Origin of the sequence: Pseudoroseomonas ludipueritiae, from assembly GCF_014490445.1 — a bacterium.
Taxonomy (GTDB): Bacteria; Pseudomonadota; Alphaproteobacteria; order Acetobacterales; family Acetobacteraceae; genus Pseudoroseomonas; species Pseudoroseomonas ludipueritiae.
On sequence record NZ_JACTUZ010000103.1, the window covers coordinates 1 to 16,449 of the forward strand.

The following is a 16,449-nucleotide window of genomic DNA, read 5'->3' on the forward strand; positions in this document are numbered from 1 at the left end:
GCCTGCCCGGCCTGCGCGCCCGCGCCCGCGAGGCCCTGGGCCGCGAGCGCGATGCCATCCTGCTGGACCGCGCCCTGAGCCTGCTGGACGCGCTGGAGCGCGCCCTGGGCGACTTCTTCGAATTGCCCGACAGCCCGGCCCGCCCGCCCGCCGACCTGCTGAACGCGCATCTGACCGCCGCCGAGGCCCTGGCCGCCACCGATACCCGCCCCGGCGGCCTCCGCCTTTACGCAGGCGAGGAAGGCGAGCCCCTGGCTGTCCATCTCGCCAGCCTGCAGCCCGCCTTCCGCGAGCTGGCGCCGATGTCCCCCGCCTCCTGGCCCGCGCTGTTTGACGTGGCGCTGGAAGGCCCGCTGGCCCCCAGCGTCCGCATCAGCCGCGGGCGCGAGGGCGGGCGCCACCCGCGCGTCGCCATCCTGGGCCTGCTGGAAGCCCGGCTGCTGCATTTCGATCTCGCCGTGCTGGGCGCGCTGGAGGAAGGCGTCTGGCCCCAGGCCACCGACCCCGGCCCCTGGATGAGCCGCCCCATGCGCGCCGAATTCGGCCTGCCGGAGCCCGAGGCCCGTATCGGCCGCGTCGCCGCCGATTTCCTGCTCGCCGCCGCTTCCGCCCCCAATGCCGTGCTGGCGCGGGCGCGCAAGCGGGCCGGCAGCCCCACCGTGCCGTCGCGCTGGCTGACGCGGCTGGAAACCTTCCTCGGTGGCCAGCGGGATGAGCATGGCCAGGGCCTCGCCCTGCCGCAGAGCCCCGCCGTGGCCTGGGCCGCCGCGCTGGACATGCCGGAGGAGGTGCGCCCCTGCCCCCGCCCCGCCCCCTGCCCGCCGCCCGAGGCACGCCCGCGCGAGATCACCGTCACCGAGATCGCCGACCTCGTGGCGGATCCCTATGGCTACTACGCCCGCCGCGTGCTGCGCCTGGTGCCGCTGGATCCGCTGGACGCCGAGGTGGGCGCCAGCGACTACGGCAACCTGGTGCACAACACCATGAAGCGCTGGACCCAGAAGCTGGACGGCCAGCCCTGGGACACCGCCCAGGCCCGGGCCTGGTACGCCGAAGCCGCCGAACAGACCCTGGCCGAGGCCGCCGCCCGCCCCGGCCTGCTGGCCTTCTGGCGCCCGCGCCTGGCGCGCATCGGGGAGTTCGTGGTGGCGCAAGAAGCCGCGGCCGCCGCCGGCCACCGCATCCTGCAACGCCATGCCGAGGTGCCGGGCCGGCTGGAATTGCGCGGCACCGGCATCTTCCTGAAGGTGCGCGCCGACCGCATCGACCGGCTCTGCGACCACAGCCTCGCGCTGATCGACTACAAGACCGGCACGCCGCCCAGCAGCGGCGAGGTGGCCGATGGCCGCGCGCCGCAGTTGCCGCTGGAAGCCGCCATCGCCGAACACGGCGGCTTCGAGGGCATCCCGCCCGCCGCCACCTCCGCCCTCACCTACTGGCGCCTTTCCGGCGGCGGCACGGCGGGCGAGGTGAAGCCGGTGAAGGGCGACCCCATGGCCCTGGCCGCCGATGCGCTGGACAATACCGAGGCGCTGCTGCGCGACTTCCTGCTGGGCAGCCGCCGCTTCATGGCCCGCCCCCACCCGCGCCGCAGCCCGGTACGCCGCGACCATGACCATCTGGCGCGGGTGGCGGAATGGGGAAGCGAGGCGGAATGAGGGTGGTGCTTGTTCTGACAGCCGGGGCCAAGGGGCACTGCCCCTTGGAACCCCGCCGGGGTGGAAAGTCCACCCCGGACCCCGCTTCGGGTTTGGCGCGCCACGTCGCGAGGCTGGCTTGGATGAAAGGCCACGCGGGCTGAGGCCGCAGTCGCCGGAGGTCCATGACCTCCGGCGCGCCCAGCCTGTCACTTCTGAAAACAGATGGCGGGGTCCGGGGTGACACTGTCACCCCGGCGGGGGTTCCAAGGGGGCGGCGCCCCCTTGGCCCCGGCCGCCGCACAGACCACGGACCTCCATGCCGGAAAACTTCCTGATCCTGATGGGCGCCTTGCTGATCGAGGCCCTCATCGGCTACCCGCCGGGCCTGTTCCGCGCCATCCGTCATCCCGTGGTCTGGTTTGGTGCCCTGATCGGCTGGCTGGACCGCCGCCTGAACCTGGAGGCGCAGAGCTTCGCGCGGCGGCGCGCCATGGGTGTGCTGGCGCTTCTGGTACTGCTGCTGGTTGTGCTTCTGCCTGCTGCTGCCTTGCAGCTTTCCTTGTTGCCGCTGGGCTGGGGTGGCATCACGGCGCTGGCGGTGCTGGCCGCCACGCTGCCGGCGCAGCGCAGCCTGCACCAGCATGTGGAGGCCGTGGCGGAGGGGCTGGAGGAGCGCGGGCTGGAAGGCGGGCGCGCGGCGGTCTCCATGATCGTCGGCCGCAACCCGGAGAGTCTGGACGAGGCCGGCGTGGTGCGTGCCGCGACGGAAAGCCTGGCCGAGAACTTTTCCGATGGCGTGGTGGCGCCGGCTTTCTGGTGCGCGCTGGGCGGGCTGCCGGGCATCGTTTTCTATAAGGCCGTGAATACGGCGGACAGCATGGTTGGGCATCGCTCGGCGCGGCATGCGGCCTTCGGCTGGGCCTCGGCGCGGCTGGATGACCTGGTGAACCTGCCGGCCTCACGCCTTGCGGCTTTCTGGATCTGGCTGGCGGCGGCATTGCTGCCAGGCGCGGATGCGGGCGGCGCCTGGCGGGCTGTCTGGCGTGATGCGCGGCATCATCGCTCCCCCAATGCGGGTTGGCCGGAGGCGGCCATGGCCGGCGCGCTGGGTCTGCGGCTGGCGGGGCCGCGTGTTTACGGCGAAACGCGGGTGGAGGATGGCTGGATGGGCGATGGCCGCGCCGCCGCCATGCCGGAGGATCTGCGGCGCGCGCTGGCGCTCTACCGGCTGGCCTGCCGGCTGCAATTGCTGGCGCTGGCTTGGCTTTCCGCATTCTTGCTGAACTAGGCAAGAGCGCTGTTGCCAGCCCGGCACAGGAATGCCTAGGCTCGATGCCAAGCCCGCGCAAAGCGGGCAGTGAGCAGGGAGTCCAGGAAATGCGCTATTGCGCAAACGGGCGCGCATGCCCGCAGGGTGCCGCCTGACGATGGCCACTGTTGATATTCGTGACGTCCGCAAGAACTTCGGGAGCACCGCCATCCTCCACGGCGTCAGCGTGGGCATCGAGGATGGCGAGTTCGTTGTGCTGGTCGGCCCCTCCGGCTGCGGCAAATCCACGCTGCTGCGCATGATCGCGGGGCTGGAGAATATTTCCGGCGGTGAGGTCTCGATCGGCGGCCGCGTCGTCAACAATGTCGCGCCCAAGGACCGCGACATCGCCATGGTGTTCCAGAACTACGCGCTCTACCCGCACATGACGGTGCGGGACAACATGGCCTTCTCCATGAAGCTGGCCAAGGCGCCGGCCGAGGTCATTGAACGGGAAGTGACGCGCGCGGCGCGCATCCTGGGGCTGGACAAGCTGTTGGACCGCTACCCGCGCCAGCTCTCGGGTGGCCAGCGGCAGCGCGTGGCGATGGGCCGGGCCATTGTGCGCCACCCGCAGGTGTTTCTGTTCGACGAGCCGCTGTCCAACCTCGATGCCAAGCTGCGCGTGCAGATGCGGGCCGAGATCAAGGACCTGCATCAGCGGCTGAAGACCACCACCATCTATGTCACCCACGACCAGATCGAGGCCATGACCATGGCCGACAAGATCGTGGTGATGCATGGCGGCCACGTCGAGCAGATCGGCGCGCCGCTGGAGCTTTACGACCGCCCGGCCAACCTGTTTGTCGCGGGCTTCATCGGCTCTCCCGCCATGAACCTGATGCCGGGTACCGTGCGGGGCGGCGCCTTCCATCCCGATGGCGGCGGCGCGCCCTGGCCGCTGCCCACCGGCGCCTCCGCCGCCGAGGGCAGCCGCGCCACCTATGGCGTGCGGCCGGAGCACCTGCGGCTGGATGGCGCGGGCGTGCCCATCACGGTGACGCTGGTGGAGCCGACCGGCTCCGAAACCCAGGTCACCGGCCGCAGCGGCGAGGCCAGCGTCGTCGGCGCCTTCCGCGAGCGCATCTCCGCCCGGGTGGGCGAGACCATCCACGTGATGCCCGACCCGGCGCTGGCGCATCTCTTCCATGGAGAGACAGGGCAGCGGCTGAACTGATTGCAGGAACGGGCGCACACAAAAAAACCGCGCCCCAGCAAGGAGGACCACAAGAATGCACAACCTCACCCGCCGCGGGGCCCTCAGCCTCGGTGCCGGCGCGATGGCCGCCGGCATGCTGCCTGGCCTGGCCCGCGCCGCCATCCCCACCGGCAATGCCACCGCGCCGAAGCTGGAGGTGGAGAAGGGCGCCACGCTGCGCGTGCTGCGCCCCACCAAGTTCGTCGATGCCGATGAGACGGTGTTCCGCCAGAATACCCAGAAGTTCAGCGAACAGACCGGCGTGCAGATCCGCGTCGATTTCGCCGGCTGGGAAGACCTGCGGCCGCAGACCGCGGTTGCCGCCAATACCGGCGCCGGACCGGACGTGGTGGTGGCCTGGGCGGACGACCCGCATATCTATGCCGACAAGACGCTGGACCTGACGGAACTGGCCAATTACCTCGGCCAGAAATACGGCGGCTGGATGACGCTGCCGCAGCGCTTCGGCAAGAAGTGGGGCACGGATCAGTGGATCGCGCTGCCCATGGGCGGCTCCGGCGGCCCCTGCGTCTACCGCATCTCCTGGCTGAAGGAAGCGGGCTTCGACAGCCTGCCGACCGACCATGCCGGCTTCCTGAAGGCCTGCCAGGCGCTGAAGAAGAACGGCCACCCCGCCGGCTTCGCCCTGGGCAATGCGGTGGGCGACGGCAATGCCTATTGCAACTGGCTGCTCTGGAGCCATGGCGGCATGGTGGTCGATGAGCAGGGCAAGGTCGCCATCAACAGCCCCGAGACCGTCAATGCGCTGAAATACGCGCGGGAATTGTATCAGACCTTCATCCCCGGCACGCTTTCCTGGGGCGATGTCAACAACAACCGCGCCTACGCGGCGGGCGAGATCGGGCTGACGCAGAACGGCGTCTCCATGTATTTCTCGCTGAAGAACGACCCCAAGACCGCCGCCGTCGCCGCCGATACCGCCATGGCCCGCATGCCGCTGGCGCCGGGCGGCCAGATGGCGGAAAACGTGCTGCTGCTGAACGCCATGGTCTTCAAGCACACGAAATTCCCCAATGCCGCCAAGGAATACCTGCGCTTCATGATGGAGGCGGAGCAGTACGACACCTGGCTGACGGGCTGCGGCGGCTACTGGTCGCATCCGCTCAATGCCTATGCCGAGAGCGAGGTCTGGAAGAGCGACCCGAAGCTCGCTGTCTACCGCGACACCAACACCACGCCCTTCTGGTCCGGCTACAAGGGCCCGATCAGCCAGGCCTCCGGCTCCGTCGCTGCTGATTACGTGGTGGTGCAGATGTTCGCCGCCGCCTCCTCCGGCCAGGCGACGCCTGAGGAAGCGGCGCGTGAGGCCGAGCGCCGTGCCCGCCGCTACTACCGCTGAACCAGCCTGCCGATCCGCGCGGCCGTGGGAGAGATCCCACGGCCGTCCTGCAAGGATATGAACCATGTCCGTGAGCGCGACTGAGCCCACGACGAATTGGCGGCGCCCGCAGGTCAACCAGGGCTGGCTGGCGCGTCTGTTCGATTCCAAGACCTTCCTGGTCATCGCCTGCCTGACGCCGGCGCTGGGGCTGCTGCTGGTCTTCCTGACCTATCCGCTGGGCCTCGGCATCTGGCTGGCCTTTACCGATACGCATATCGGCCGTGGCGGCTATTTCATCGGGCTCGAGAATTTCGAATCCCTTTGGTACGACCGTGTCTTCTGGGGGGCGGTCTTCTACACTGTCTTCTATACGGCGGTGGCCACGGTGCTGAAATTCGGCCTGGGCCTCTGGCTGGCGCTGCTGCTGAACGAGAACCTGCCGCTGAAGTCGCTGCTGCGCGCCGTCATCCTGCTGCCCTGGATCGTGCCCACGGTGCTCTCGGCCATCGCCTTCTGGTGGATGTTCGATGCGCAGTTCTCCATCATCTCCTATGTCCTCGTGGATAAGCTGGGGCTGCTGGACCATTATATCGACTTCCTCGGCACGCCCTGGGCCGCGCGCTGGTCGCTGATCTTCGCCAATGTCTGGCGCGGCATCCCCTTCGTGGCCATCAGCCTGCTTGCCGGGCTGCAGACCATCCCGCCCTCGCTCTACGAGGCCGCGCTGCTGGATGGCGCCTCCTCCTGGCAGCGTTTCACGCGCATCACCGCGCCGCTGCTGATGCCGATCCTGGCGGTGGTGCTGACCTTCTCGGTCCTTTTCACCTTCACGGACTTCCAGTTGGTCTATGCCATCACGCGCGGCGGGCCGATCAACTCCACCCACCTGATGGCGACGCTGGCCTTCCAGCGCGGCATCCCCGGCGGGCAATTGGGCGAGGGCGCGGCCATCGCGGTCTCGATGATCCCCTTCCTGATCCTGGCCACGCTCTTCAGCTATTTCGCCCTTGCCCGCCGCAAGTGGCAGCAGGGAGAAGACAATGAGTAAGGCTGCCGCCGCCACCGCGGATGACGGCTCCAACCTGCTCTCCTGGCAGTCGCGCCAGCGGCGGGTGGTGACGGTCTATCTGCCGCTCATCTGCTTCGTCGTCATCCTGCTCTTCCCCTTCTATTGGATGACGGTGACGACCTTCAAACCCAATGCGGAACTCTACGACTACAAGAACTACAACCCTTTCTGGGTGGTGAGCCCGACGCTCGCCAACATCAAGAAGCTGCTGTTCGAGACCAGCTATCCGCACTGGCTCTTCAACACCATGCTGATCGCGGTGTGTTCCACCGTGCTCTCGCTGGTGGCTTCCGTGCTGGCCGCCTATGCCATCCAGCGGTTGCGCTTCAAGGGATCGGCCTATGTGGGGCTGGCGATCTATATCGCCTACCTCGTGCCGCCCTCGATCCTCTTCATCCCGCTGGCCAGCATGGTCTTCCAGCTCGGCCTCTTCGACAGCCCTTTTGCTCTCATCCTCACTTACCCAACCTTCCTGATCCCCTTCTGCACCTGGCTGCTCATCGGCTACTTCAAATCCATCCCCTATGAGCTGGAGGAATGCGCGCTGATCGACGGCGCCACCCGGTTGCAGATCCTGCGGCAGATCACCCTGCCCCTGGCGGTACCGGGGCTGATCAGCGCCGGCATCTTCTCCTTCACCCTGTCCTGGAACGAATTCATCTACGCCCTCGCCTTCATCTCCTCCTCGGAGAACAAGACGGTGCCTGTGGCGATCCTAACAGAACTCGTGCAGGGCGACGTGTATCAGTGGGGGGCGCTGATGGCGGGCTCCCTGCTGGGCTCGCTGCCGGTCGCGATCTTCTACTCGTTCTTTGTGGATTATTACGTCTCGTCGCTCACCGGAGCGGTGAAGGAATAAGACAGGTCGGGGGAATGAATTCCCCCGAACCCCCTTCTTTTTTCTTCGAGTCTGAATCCGGGCTGAAGTGAGTAGGTTCCGCCAGCAGCCACGGAAATCCGAGAAGAAGGCTCAAACCTATACGTTTGATAGGAGATTCATTCCCCGGCCTTCACCGCGCCAGCGCCAGCAGCGCATCCACATCCACGTGCCGCTCCAGATGCGCCGCCAGCGCATCCAGTGTAGCTTCCACCTCCGCCTCATGGCTGCGCCGCGCGGCAGGGGCGTCAAGGCGGGCCAGCCAGGCCGCCCGCTGCGCGTCATGCCCGAACAATCCATGGGCATAGGTGCCGACCACCCGCCCATCCGGCGATGTGGCGCCATCCGGCCGGCCATCCGCCAGCCGCAGGAAAGGCCGCGCCGTGTCCGGCCCGCTGGTGCAGCCGATATGCATCTCATAGCCCGCGAAAGGCACGGCATCGGGCAGGGAAGCGCCTTGCACCGCCTCCAGCCGCTTCTCGCCCGCCAGCACCGTTTCCACATCCAGCAGGCCGAGGCCGGGCGCTTCCCCGGGTGGGCCTTCCACGCCCTCGGGGTCGGCGATGCGGGTGCCCAGCATCTGGTAGCCGCCGCAAAGCCCCAGCACCGCGCCACCGCGCCGGTGATGCGCCAGGATGTCGATATCCCAACCCTCCCGCCGCAGCGCGGCGAGATCGGCCAACGTGGCCTTGGAACCGGGCAGCACCACCAGCGCCGCCTCGGCCGGGATAGGCTGGCCGGGGCGCAGCAGGCGCAGGTCGATGCCGGGCTCGGCCGCCAGCGGGTCCAGGTCGTCGAAGTTGGAAATGCGCGGCAGCAGCGGCACGGCCACGCAGGGGCGGCCGGGGCGCGGCGGGGGGATGCTGTCCAGCAGGTCCTGCGCATCCTCGGCCGGCAGGCGGCGGGCATCGTCGAAGAAGGGCACCAATCCCAGGGGCGACCAGCCGGTGCGGCGCGCGATCTCGGTCATGCCATCGGCAAAGAGCGAGAGGTCACCACGCATGCGGTTGACGATGAAGCCGCGGATCATCGCCGCATCCTCCTCGGCCACGACATGCCGCGTGCCGACAAGGCTGGCGATCACCCCACCCCGGTCGATATCCCCCACCAGCACCACCGGCACATCCGCTGCGCGGGCGAAGCCCATATTGGCGATATCGCCCGCGCGCAGGTTGATCTCGGAAGCGGAGCCGGCACCTTCCACCAGCACGATATCGGCTTCCTCGCGCAGGCTCGAAAAGCTTTGCAGCACGAAGGGCAGCAGCGAAGGCTTCATGCTCTGGTATTCACGCGCGCGCGCCGTGGCATGCACGCGGCCCTGCACCACCACCTGGGCGCCGATCTCGCTTTGCGGCTTCAGTAGCACCGGATTCATGTGCACGCTGGGCGCCACGCGGGCGGCGCGCGCCTGCAGAGCCTGGGCGCGGCCGATCTCGCCGCCATCGGGCGTGACGGCGGCATTGTTGGACATGTTCTGCGGCTTGAAAGGCCGCACCCGCAGCCCGCGCAGCACCAGCGCCCGCGCCAGGCCCGCCACCAGCAGCGATTTGCCGACGCTGCTGCCCGTGCCTTGCAGCATCAGCGCCCGCGCCATCAGAATTCGATGCCTTCCTGCGCCTTCACCCCTGCCGCGAAGTGGTGTTTGACCAGTTTCATCTCGGTCACCAGATCGGCGGCCTCCATCAGCGCCGGCGGGGCATTCCGCCCCGTCACCACCACGTGCAGGCCATGTGGCCGCGCCACCAGCGCCGCCACCACCTCCTCTACCGGCAGGTAGTCGTAGCGCAGCGCGATGCACAACTCGTCCAGCACCAGCAGGCCGAGGCCGGGGCGCCCCATCAGCTCCAGCGCCTTCTCCCAGGCGCGGCGGGCGGCGGCGACATCCCGCTCCCGGTCCTGGGTTTCCCAGGTGAAGCCCTCGCCCATGCTGTGCCATTCCAGGCCGGGCATGGCCTCCAGCGGCCCACGCTCCCCGGTGCTCCAGGCGCCCTTGATGAACTGCACCACGCCCACCTGGCGCCCACGCCCCAGCATCCGCAGCGCCAGCCCGAAGGCCGCCGTGCTCTTGCCCTTGCCGGCACCGGTATGGACCATCAGCAGGCCCTTCTCGACGGTCTTGCCCGCCACCTCGGCATCCTGCACCGCTTTGCGCTTCTGCATCTTCTCCCGGTGGCGGGCGGCCTCGGCATCCTCGGTCACGGCAATTCTCCCTTCAGCAGCAGCGGCAGCCCGGCGGCGATGAAATGCACATGGTCGGCGACCGCCGCGATGCGCTGGTTCAGCACCCCCGCCTTGTCCCGGAAGGCCCGGCCCAGCGCGCTCTCCGGCACGATGCCCAACCCCACCTCATTGGCCACCAGCACCGTGGGCGCGGCGCGGGCCCGCAGCGCGGCCTCCAGCGCCGCCGTCGCACCCTCCACGTCATGCCCGCCCAGCATCAGGTTGGTCAGCCACAGCGTCAGGCAATCCACCAGCACCGGCTGCGGCCTGGCCAGCGCCGCCGGCAGGTCCAGCGGCGCATCCACCGTCTGCCAGCGCCCGTCCCGCCGGGCGCGATGCTCGGCGATGCGGGCGCGCATCTCCTCGTCCCAGGCCTCGGCGGTGGCCAGGTAGACCCAAGGGGCGGGGTGACGGGCCAGCAGCGCCTCGGCATGGCGGGACTTGCCGGAGCGCGCGCCGCCCAGGACCAGGGTGATGCTCATGGCCGGCAGGACTAGCCGAAAGCCGCCCGGGCTGGCTATCACCCCACCAGAGCTAGGGAGCCCCCACCATGTCCGATACCCCGCCCGACCGCCTCTCCAACGACCCCTCCAGCCCCTTCTTCAACGAGGAAATCCTGAACCGCGGCATCGGCATCCGCTTCAAGGGCGTCGAGAAGACCAATGTCGAGGAATACTGCGTCAGCGAAGGCTGGGTGCGCCTGGCCGTCGGCAAGGGCGTGGACCGCAAGGGCAAGCCGCTGACCATGAAGGTGATGGGCACGGTCGAGCCCTATTTCCGCGATACCCAGGGCGGCTGAAGCCCAGGGGCGCCGCCCCTGGACCCCACTGGGGTGACAGTGTCACCCCAGACCCCGCCATCAGTTTGGCGCTGGTGGCACGCTGGTTCTGCCGGAGGTCATGGACCTCCGGCGACTGCGGCCTCAGTCCGCGTGGCCTTTTCCACATCAACGCCTGCGGCTGGCGCGGCGCCATGCCTTCTCGGCCTAGCTCCTGAAACTGGTAGCGGGGTCCGGGGTGGACTTTCCACCCCGGCGGGAGTGTCCAGAGAGGGCGGAGCCCTCTTTGGCCCCGGCCCCTCACCACTCCGCGTTTGACTTCCGCCCCGCCCACAGCCTAACCACAAGGCTCTGATGGTCCTTCCGCGAGGAGGGTGAAAAGGGAACGCGGTGCAACGCCGCGGCTGCCCCCGCAACTGTAAGTGGAGAGCGTCCCGCCGCTGCGGCCACTGGAAGGCGACTTCCGGGAAGGCCGGCGGGCCGTGCCTGATCCACGAGCCAGGAGACCTGCCATCGCCCATCGAGATCGTGCCGCCGGGCGGGGTGCCCCGGAGTGGCAGAGGCGCCCGGCATGGCTTGGCGCCGACCCGTGCGCCTGCGCGCGGGCGATCGGCGCCCCGGAGACTGGAGGTGCCCGCCTTGCCTGAGGCCGAAGCCAAGCCTGTGCTGCATGTCTGCACCACCTGCCGTGCCGGCAATCCGCTGGCGGAGGGCGAGGCGCCGCCCGGCCGCCATTTGCATGACGCCGTGGCCGCCGCCCTGGCGGCCCATGCGGCGCCGCCGGTGGAACTCCGTCCCGTGAAATGCATGGCCGCCTGCGACCATGGCTGCACCGCCGCCATGACGGCGCCGGGCAAGTGGGGCTACCTGCTGGGGCGGCTCGACCTCTCCCATGCCGAGGACCTGTTGGCCTATGGCGCCGCTTATGCCGCCAGCGGCAGCGGGGCCGTGCTGCCCTCCCGCCGCCCTGCTTCCCTGCGTTCGGTCGTGCTCGGCCGCCTTCCTTCCCTGATGGAGCCCCAGTCGTGAGCAAACTCGAAAAGGTGCCGGCCACCATCGTCACCGGCTTTCTTGGCGCGGGAAAGACCACGCTGGTGCGGCATGTCATGGCGCAGGCGGCGGGGCGGCGCATCGCCATCATCGTCAATGAATTCGGCAGCCTCGGCATCGATGGCGACCTGCTGAAGTCCTGCGGCATCCCGGGCTGCGAGGAAGACAACATCGTCGAACTGGCCAATGGTTGTATCTGCTGCACCGTGGCCGATGACTTCCTGCCCACCATGACCGCGCTGCTGGACCGGCCGGAGCCGCCGGAGCATATTTTGATCGAGACCTCCGGCCTGGCCTTGCCGAAGCCGCTGATCAAGGCCTTCAACTGGCCGGGCATCCGCTCCCGCGTCACGGTGGATGGCGTGGTGACGGTGGTGGATGGCCCCGCCGTGGCCGATGGCCGCTTCGCCGACGACCCGGCGGCGGTGGAAGCTCAGCGCGCGGCCGACGACAACCTGGACCACGACAACCCGCTGGCCGAGGTCTTCGAGGACCAGCTCGGCGCCGCCGACCTCGTGGTGCTGAACAAGGCCGACCTGCTGGACGATGCCGCCGTGACAAAGCTGCGGGCCGAGATCGCCACGCATCTGCCCCGGCAGGTGAAGGTGGTGGCGGCGCGGGAAGGCGCGCTGGACATCGCCGTGCTGCTGGGCCTGGGTGCCACGGCGGAAGACGACCTCGACGCCCGCCCCTCCCACCACGATGGCGCGGATGACCACGAGCACGACGATTTCGACAGTTTCGTTGTCCCCATGCCGGAAGCGGCGAGCGCCGAGGCGCTGGTGGAAAAGCTCTCGAAGATCGCAGGCGAGTTCGATATCCTGCGCATGAAGGGCTTTTCGAGTCTGCCCGGCAAGCCGATGCGCCTCGCGGTGCAGGGCGTCGGCACCCGCTTCCGCCACCATTTCGACCGCGCCTGGGCACCTGGCGAGGCACGGGATGGCCAGTTGGTGGTGATCGGCCAGGCCGGGCTGGACAAGGCGGCCATCGCCGCCGCCATCGCCGGATAGCGCCATGCACCTGCTGCCGCGCGAAACGCTGAGCCTGGACGCCGCCGAGCAGGCGGTGGACCTCGGCCACGCGCCGGCGGACCTGGTGCTGCTCTCCTTCAGCGACAGCGACCTTTCGGCGGCGGCGGCGGGCTGGGCCGCGCTGCCGGAACCACGCCCGACGCTGCGGCTGGCCAGCTTGGCAAAGCTGCGCCACCCCATGTCGGTGGACCTCTACGCCGAGCAGGTGCTGGCGGAATCCCGCGCCGTAGTCATCCGCCTGCTGGGCGGGCTGGATTACTGGCGCTACGGCGCCGAGGAAGTGGCCGCGCTCTGCCGCGCGCGTGGCATTCCCCTGGCGCTGCTGCCGGGGGAAGGCCGGCCGGATACGCGGCTGGCCGAACTCTCCACCATGGAACCGGCGCTGCTAGCACGGCTGGAAGCCTGCTGCCGCCATGGCGGTGCCGCGCATTGGGCGGCGGCGCTGCAACTGGCTGCCGCATCCGCCGGGTTGGGTGCGGCGCCCGCCACCGACCCACCGCCCCTGCCCGCCTTCGGGCGCCATGACTTCGGCATCACCGCCGATGGGCCGGACGTTGCGGTGGTCTTCTACCGCTCCCACCTGTTGGCCGATGACGTCGCGCCGATGCGGGTCTTGGCAAAAGCCCTGGCGGCGCGTGGGCTGAACCCGAGCGGCTTCTTTGCCGCCAGCCTGAAGGATGCGGAAGCCGCGCGCTTCGTCACCACCGAACTGGCGCAACTGCGCCCGGCGGTGGTGCTGAATGCCACGGCCTTTTCCGCACGGCAGGAGGGCGCCTCGCCGCTGGATGCCGCCGGCGTACCGGTGCTGCAACTGATGCTCTCCGGCGCACCCTGCGCGGCCTGGGAGGCTTCCTCGCGTGGCCTGTCGCAGGCCGATCTCGCCATGCAGGTCGTGCTGCCGGAACTGGACGGGCGGCTGCCCACCACCATCGTCGGCTTCAAGGCGGAAGCCGCGCCACTGCCTAGCCTGGATTTCTCCCCAACCCGGCTGCAACCTTTCGAAGCCGGCATCGCCCTGGCTGCGGACCGCGCGGCGGGCTGGGCATTGCTCCGCGTCACGCCGCCGGCCGGGCGGCGCCTCGGCATCATCCTCTCCGACTATCCCGGCGTGGCCGGCAGCGGGCAGGTTGGTCATGCGGTGGGCCTGGACTCCTTCGCATCCCTCGCCGCGCTGCTGGAGGATCTGTGCGGCGCCGGCTACGGTACGGAGCCGCTGGATGCCGCCGCGCTAACACAGGCCCTGACCACCGCGCAGCCCACCGCTTTCCTGAGCTTACAGGATTATTCAACGTTATTCGCCACGCTGCCCGCTGCGCTGCAGGAAGCTGTGGAAGCTGCCTGGGGCACACCGGCACAGGACAAGGCCCTCACCCCAGCCGGCTTCGCGCTGCGGCACCTGCGCATCGGTCAGTTGCTTCTGGCCGTGCAGCCCGACCGTGGGCGAGAGGCCGACCGCCGCGCCACGCATCACGACCCCAGCCTGCCACCGCGCCATGCCTTCATCGCCTTCTATCTCTGGCTGCGGAAGGCATTCGGCGCGCATGCGATGCTGCATCTCGGCACGCATGGCTCGTTGGAATGGCTGCCGGGCAAGGCGGTGGCACTGTCGGAAAGCTGCGCTCCAGCGGCGCTGACGCGCGGCCTGCCGGTGATCTACCCTTTCATCGTCACTAACCCTGGCGAGGCCGCCTTCGCCCGCCGCCGCTTGGGCGCGGTGACCATCGGCCATCTGACGCCCCCATTGAAATCCGCCGGCCACCACGGCGCCGCCGCCGAGCTGGAGCGGCTGATCGACGAATATGCCGCCGCCGATGGGCTGGATGCGCGGCGCACCGCCCTGCTCCGTCGCGACATCCTGGCCCGCGCGCAGGACACCGGATTGCTGGCCGAAAGCGCCATCCCCCCCGGCCTCCCGGAAGAGGAAACGCTGGCGAAGCTTGATGCCTGGCTCTGCGACGTCAAGGAAATGCAGATCCGGGACGGGCTGCATGTGCTGGGCCGCCCACCCGCCGGGCGCGACGCGCTGCTGGCCGCCCTGCAAACCGCGAACCCCGACACGCCGGACCTTGCCGCCCGCCTCGATGCCTGCGCCGGAGCGGAGCGCAGCGCCCTGCTGACGGCGCTGGATGCGCGCTTCATCGCCCCCGGCCCCGCCGGTGCGCCGACGCGCGGCCGCGCCGATGTGCTGCCCACCGGCCGCAACCTCTATGCCGTGGACCCGCGCGGCATTCCCAACCGTTCCGCCATGCTGCTAGCGGAGAAAGCGGCAGCCGAATTGCTGCGCCGCCATTTGCAGGACCATGGCGAATACCCGCGCAGCGTGGTGCTGGACCTCTGGGGCAGCACCACGCTGCGCACCGGCGGCGAGGACCTCGCCCTGGCCCTGGTGCTGCTGGGCACCCGTCCGCTGTGGGACAGCGGCTCCGCCCGCGTCACGGGCACCGAGATCCTGCCTCTCGCGCTGCTGGACCGGCCGCGCATCGATGTCACGCTGCGCATCTCCGGCCTCTTCCGCGACACTTTTTCGAATCAGATCGCGCTCTTCGACCAAGCCGTGCGCGCCGTGGCCGCCAGGGACGAGGCCGCCGACTGGAACCCGCTGGCTGCTGCTGCTCGGGACCTCTCCGGCGATGCGCTGCGGCAGGCCACCGCCCGCATCTTCGGCGCGGCGCCGGGCGCCTATGGCGCCGGCACGGACGCGGATTTTGCGGCCGCAGGCTGGAAGGATGCCGGGGCCGCTTATCTTGCCGGCTCCGCCAGCGCCTATGGCCAGGGCTTGGATGGCGCGCCGATGCAGGCCGCCCTGGCCCAACGCATCCGCGCCGCCGATACCTTCCTGCATATTCAGGACCACGCCGAGACCGACCTGCTCGACAGCCCCGATTTCGCCGCGCATGAAGGCGGCTTCGCGGCGGCGGCGCGCGTGCTGGGCACAGCCCCCGCCTTGTATCACCTGGACACCAGCAAGCCCGAGGCCCCGCGCGGCCGGGCGCTGGCGGAAGAAATCGCCCGCGTGGTGCGCGCCCGCGCTGCCAACCCGGAATGGATCGGCGGCATGATGCGCCATGGCTATCGCGGCGCTGCCGAGATCGCGCGGCCGCTGCACAGCCTGCATGCCTTCGCCACGACCCTGCCCACGCGGCTGGACCGGCAGTTCGACCTGATCTTCGAGGCCACCCTGGGCACGCCCGAGGTGCTGGCCTTCCTGCAACGGGAGAACCCGGAAGCCCTGGCAGGCATGCGCCAGGCCTTCGCCACCGCGCTGCGCCAGGGCCTCTGGCAGCCGCGCCGCAACAGCACGGCGGCGGAGCTGGAAGCATGACAGGCCAGACACGCGGTTGGTGCCCCAGCCTGCATGAGCCCATGCGTTCCGGCGACGGCTGGCTCTCGCGCATCAAGCCCCATGCGGCGCGAATCACGGCGGAGCAGGCCCGCATCATCGCGCGGGAAGCAGCGCGGCTTGGCAATGGCGCGGTCGACCTGACGCAACGTGGTAATCTGCAGCCGCGTGGATTTTCCGGCGCCGGCGCTGTGGCTTTCGCCAGCGCCATGGTCGCCGCCGGCCTCGCGCACGCGGACCCAGCGGTGGAACGCAACCGCAATCTGCTGGCGCCGCCGCTCCTGGGCCACGACCCCGGGATCGCTCCTGGCACCGCCGCATTCGTGGAAGCGCTTGCGGCGGCCATGGCCGAATGGCCGACGCTGCCGGGCAAGTTCGGCGTGCTTGTCGATGGCGGCGGCAGCCTGCCGCTGGCCGGCGAAAGCGCCGATATCATGCTGCGCCACACCGGCCCATGGGTGGAACTGCGCCTCGGCGGCGGCGATGCGCTGGCGCGCTGCGCCCCGGCCGCAGCCGTGGCCGCCACCACCGCCCTGGCGCGCCATTTTACTACCCTCGCCCCGGCGCGCCGGATGCGGCAAGCCGTGGCGGCGCA

13 protein-coding genes, 1 pseudogene and 1 riboswitch are annotated in these 16,449 nt (G+C 69.6%); of the genes and pseudogenes, 11 read left to right on the top strand and 3 right to left on the bottom strand.

Features of this window, described 5'->3' with window-relative positions:
* The 6 genes from IBL25_RS18130 to IBL25_RS18155 all read left to right on the top strand — a co-directional run.
* The coding region (locus IBL25_RS18130; RefSeq protein WP_187779934.1) for a PD-(D/E)XK nuclease family protein at window positions 1-1,658 on the top strand (1,658 nt) is incomplete at its 5' end.
* 298 nt (window positions 1,659-1,956) lie between these two features.
* Complete coding sequence (gene cbiB / locus IBL25_RS18135) at window positions 1,957-2,928, top strand: adenosylcobinamide-phosphate synthase CbiB (protein ID WP_187779935.1); 972 nt, start codon at window positions 1,957-1,959, stop codon at window positions 2,926-2,928.
* Between the two features lie 139 nt (window positions 2,929-3,067).
* A complete protein-coding gene (locus IBL25_RS18140) occupies window positions 3,068-4,126 on the top strand; it encodes an ABC transporter ATP-binding protein (protein WP_187779936.1) in 1,059 nt (352 codons plus the stop codon).
* 55 nt (window positions 4,127-4,181) lie between these two features.
* A complete protein-coding gene (locus IBL25_RS18145) occupies window positions 4,182-5,507 on the top strand; it encodes an ABC transporter substrate-binding protein (protein ID WP_187779937.1) in 1,326 nt (441 codons plus the stop codon).
* A gap of 64 nt (window positions 5,508-5,571) precedes the next feature.
* Window positions 5,572-6,537 (top strand): carbohydrate ABC transporter permease, encoded by a 966-nt coding sequence (locus IBL25_RS18150; protein WP_187779938.1) that lies wholly within the window; start codon window positions 5,572-5,574, stop codon window positions 6,535-6,537.
* On the top strand, window positions 6,530-7,417 hold the full coding sequence (locus tag IBL25_RS18155; protein ID WP_187779939.1) for a carbohydrate ABC transporter permease: 888 nt from the start codon (window positions 6,530-6,532) through the stop codon (window positions 7,415-7,417). The genes IBL25_RS18150 and IBL25_RS18155 overlap by 8 nt, the downstream gene beginning before the upstream one ends.
* Before the next feature lie 151 nt (window positions 7,418-7,568).
* Here IBL25_RS18155 and IBL25_RS18160 read toward each other — a convergent pair whose 3' ends face one another.
* Genes IBL25_RS18160 through cobU form a run of 3 tightly spaced genes read right to left on the bottom strand, consistent with a single transcriptional unit; the run spans window position 7,569 to window position 10,137 of the window.
* On the bottom strand, window positions 7,569-9,029 hold the full coding sequence (locus tag IBL25_RS18160; RefSeq protein ID WP_187779940.1) for a cobyric acid synthase: 1,461 nt from the start codon (window positions 9,027-9,029) through the stop codon (window positions 7,569-7,571).
* Window positions 9,029-9,634: a cob(I)yrinic acid a,c-diamide adenosyltransferase gene (gene cobO / locus IBL25_RS18165; RefSeq protein WP_187779941.1), complete on the bottom strand. Its 606-nt coding sequence runs from the start codon at window positions 9,632-9,634 to the stop codon at window positions 9,029-9,031. The genes IBL25_RS18160 and cobO overlap by 1 nt, the downstream gene beginning before the upstream one ends.
* Window positions 9,631-10,137 carry a bifunctional adenosylcobinamide kinase/adenosylcobinamide-phosphate guanylyltransferase gene (cobU, locus tag IBL25_RS18170; RefSeq protein WP_187779942.1) on the bottom strand — a complete coding sequence of 169 codons (507 nt, stop codon included), beginning with the start codon at window positions 10,135-10,137 and terminating at the stop codon, window positions 9,631-9,633. The genes cobO and cobU overlap by 4 nt, the downstream gene beginning before the upstream one ends.
* A gap of 68 nt (window positions 10,138-10,205) precedes the next feature.
* Here cobU and IBL25_RS18175 point away from each other — a divergent pair, with 68 nt between their 5' ends.
* The 5 genes and pseudogenes from IBL25_RS18175 to IBL25_RS18195 form a co-directional block, all read left to right on the top strand.
* On the top strand, window positions 10,206-10,454 hold the full coding sequence (locus IBL25_RS18175; protein ID WP_187779943.1) for a DUF3297 family protein: 249 nt from the start codon (window positions 10,206-10,208) through the stop codon (window positions 10,452-10,454).
* A gap of 317 nt (window positions 10,455-10,771) precedes the next feature.
* A riboswitch (cobalamin riboswitch) is annotated at window positions 10,772-10,962 on the top strand.
* 95 nt (window positions 10,963-11,057) lie between these two features.
* The gene (locus tag IBL25_RS18180; RefSeq protein ID WP_187779946.1) at window positions 11,058-11,462 is read left to right on the top strand and encodes a DUF1636 domain-containing protein; all 405 of its coding nucleotides are present in this window, start codon (window positions 11,058-11,060) and stop codon (window positions 11,460-11,462) included.
* Window positions 11,459-12,493, top strand: coding sequence for a cobalamin biosynthesis protein CobW (gene cobW / locus IBL25_RS18185; RefSeq protein ID WP_187779944.1), 1,035 nt, complete (start codon window positions 11,459-11,461; stop codon window positions 12,491-12,493). Before IBL25_RS18180 ends, cobW begins: the two co-directional genes overlap by 4 nt.
* 4 nt (window positions 12,494-12,497) lie before the next feature.
* Window positions 12,498-15,836: a cobaltochelatase subunit CobN gene (gene cobN / locus IBL25_RS18190; protein WP_187779945.1), complete on the top strand. Its 3,339-nt coding sequence runs from the start codon at window positions 12,498-12,500 to the stop codon at window positions 15,834-15,836.
* Window positions 15,833-16,449: pseudogene (locus tag IBL25_RS18195) on the top strand (precorrin-3B synthase); the annotation flags it as partial. The gene cobN and the pseudogene IBL25_RS18195, both read left to right, overlap by 4 nt.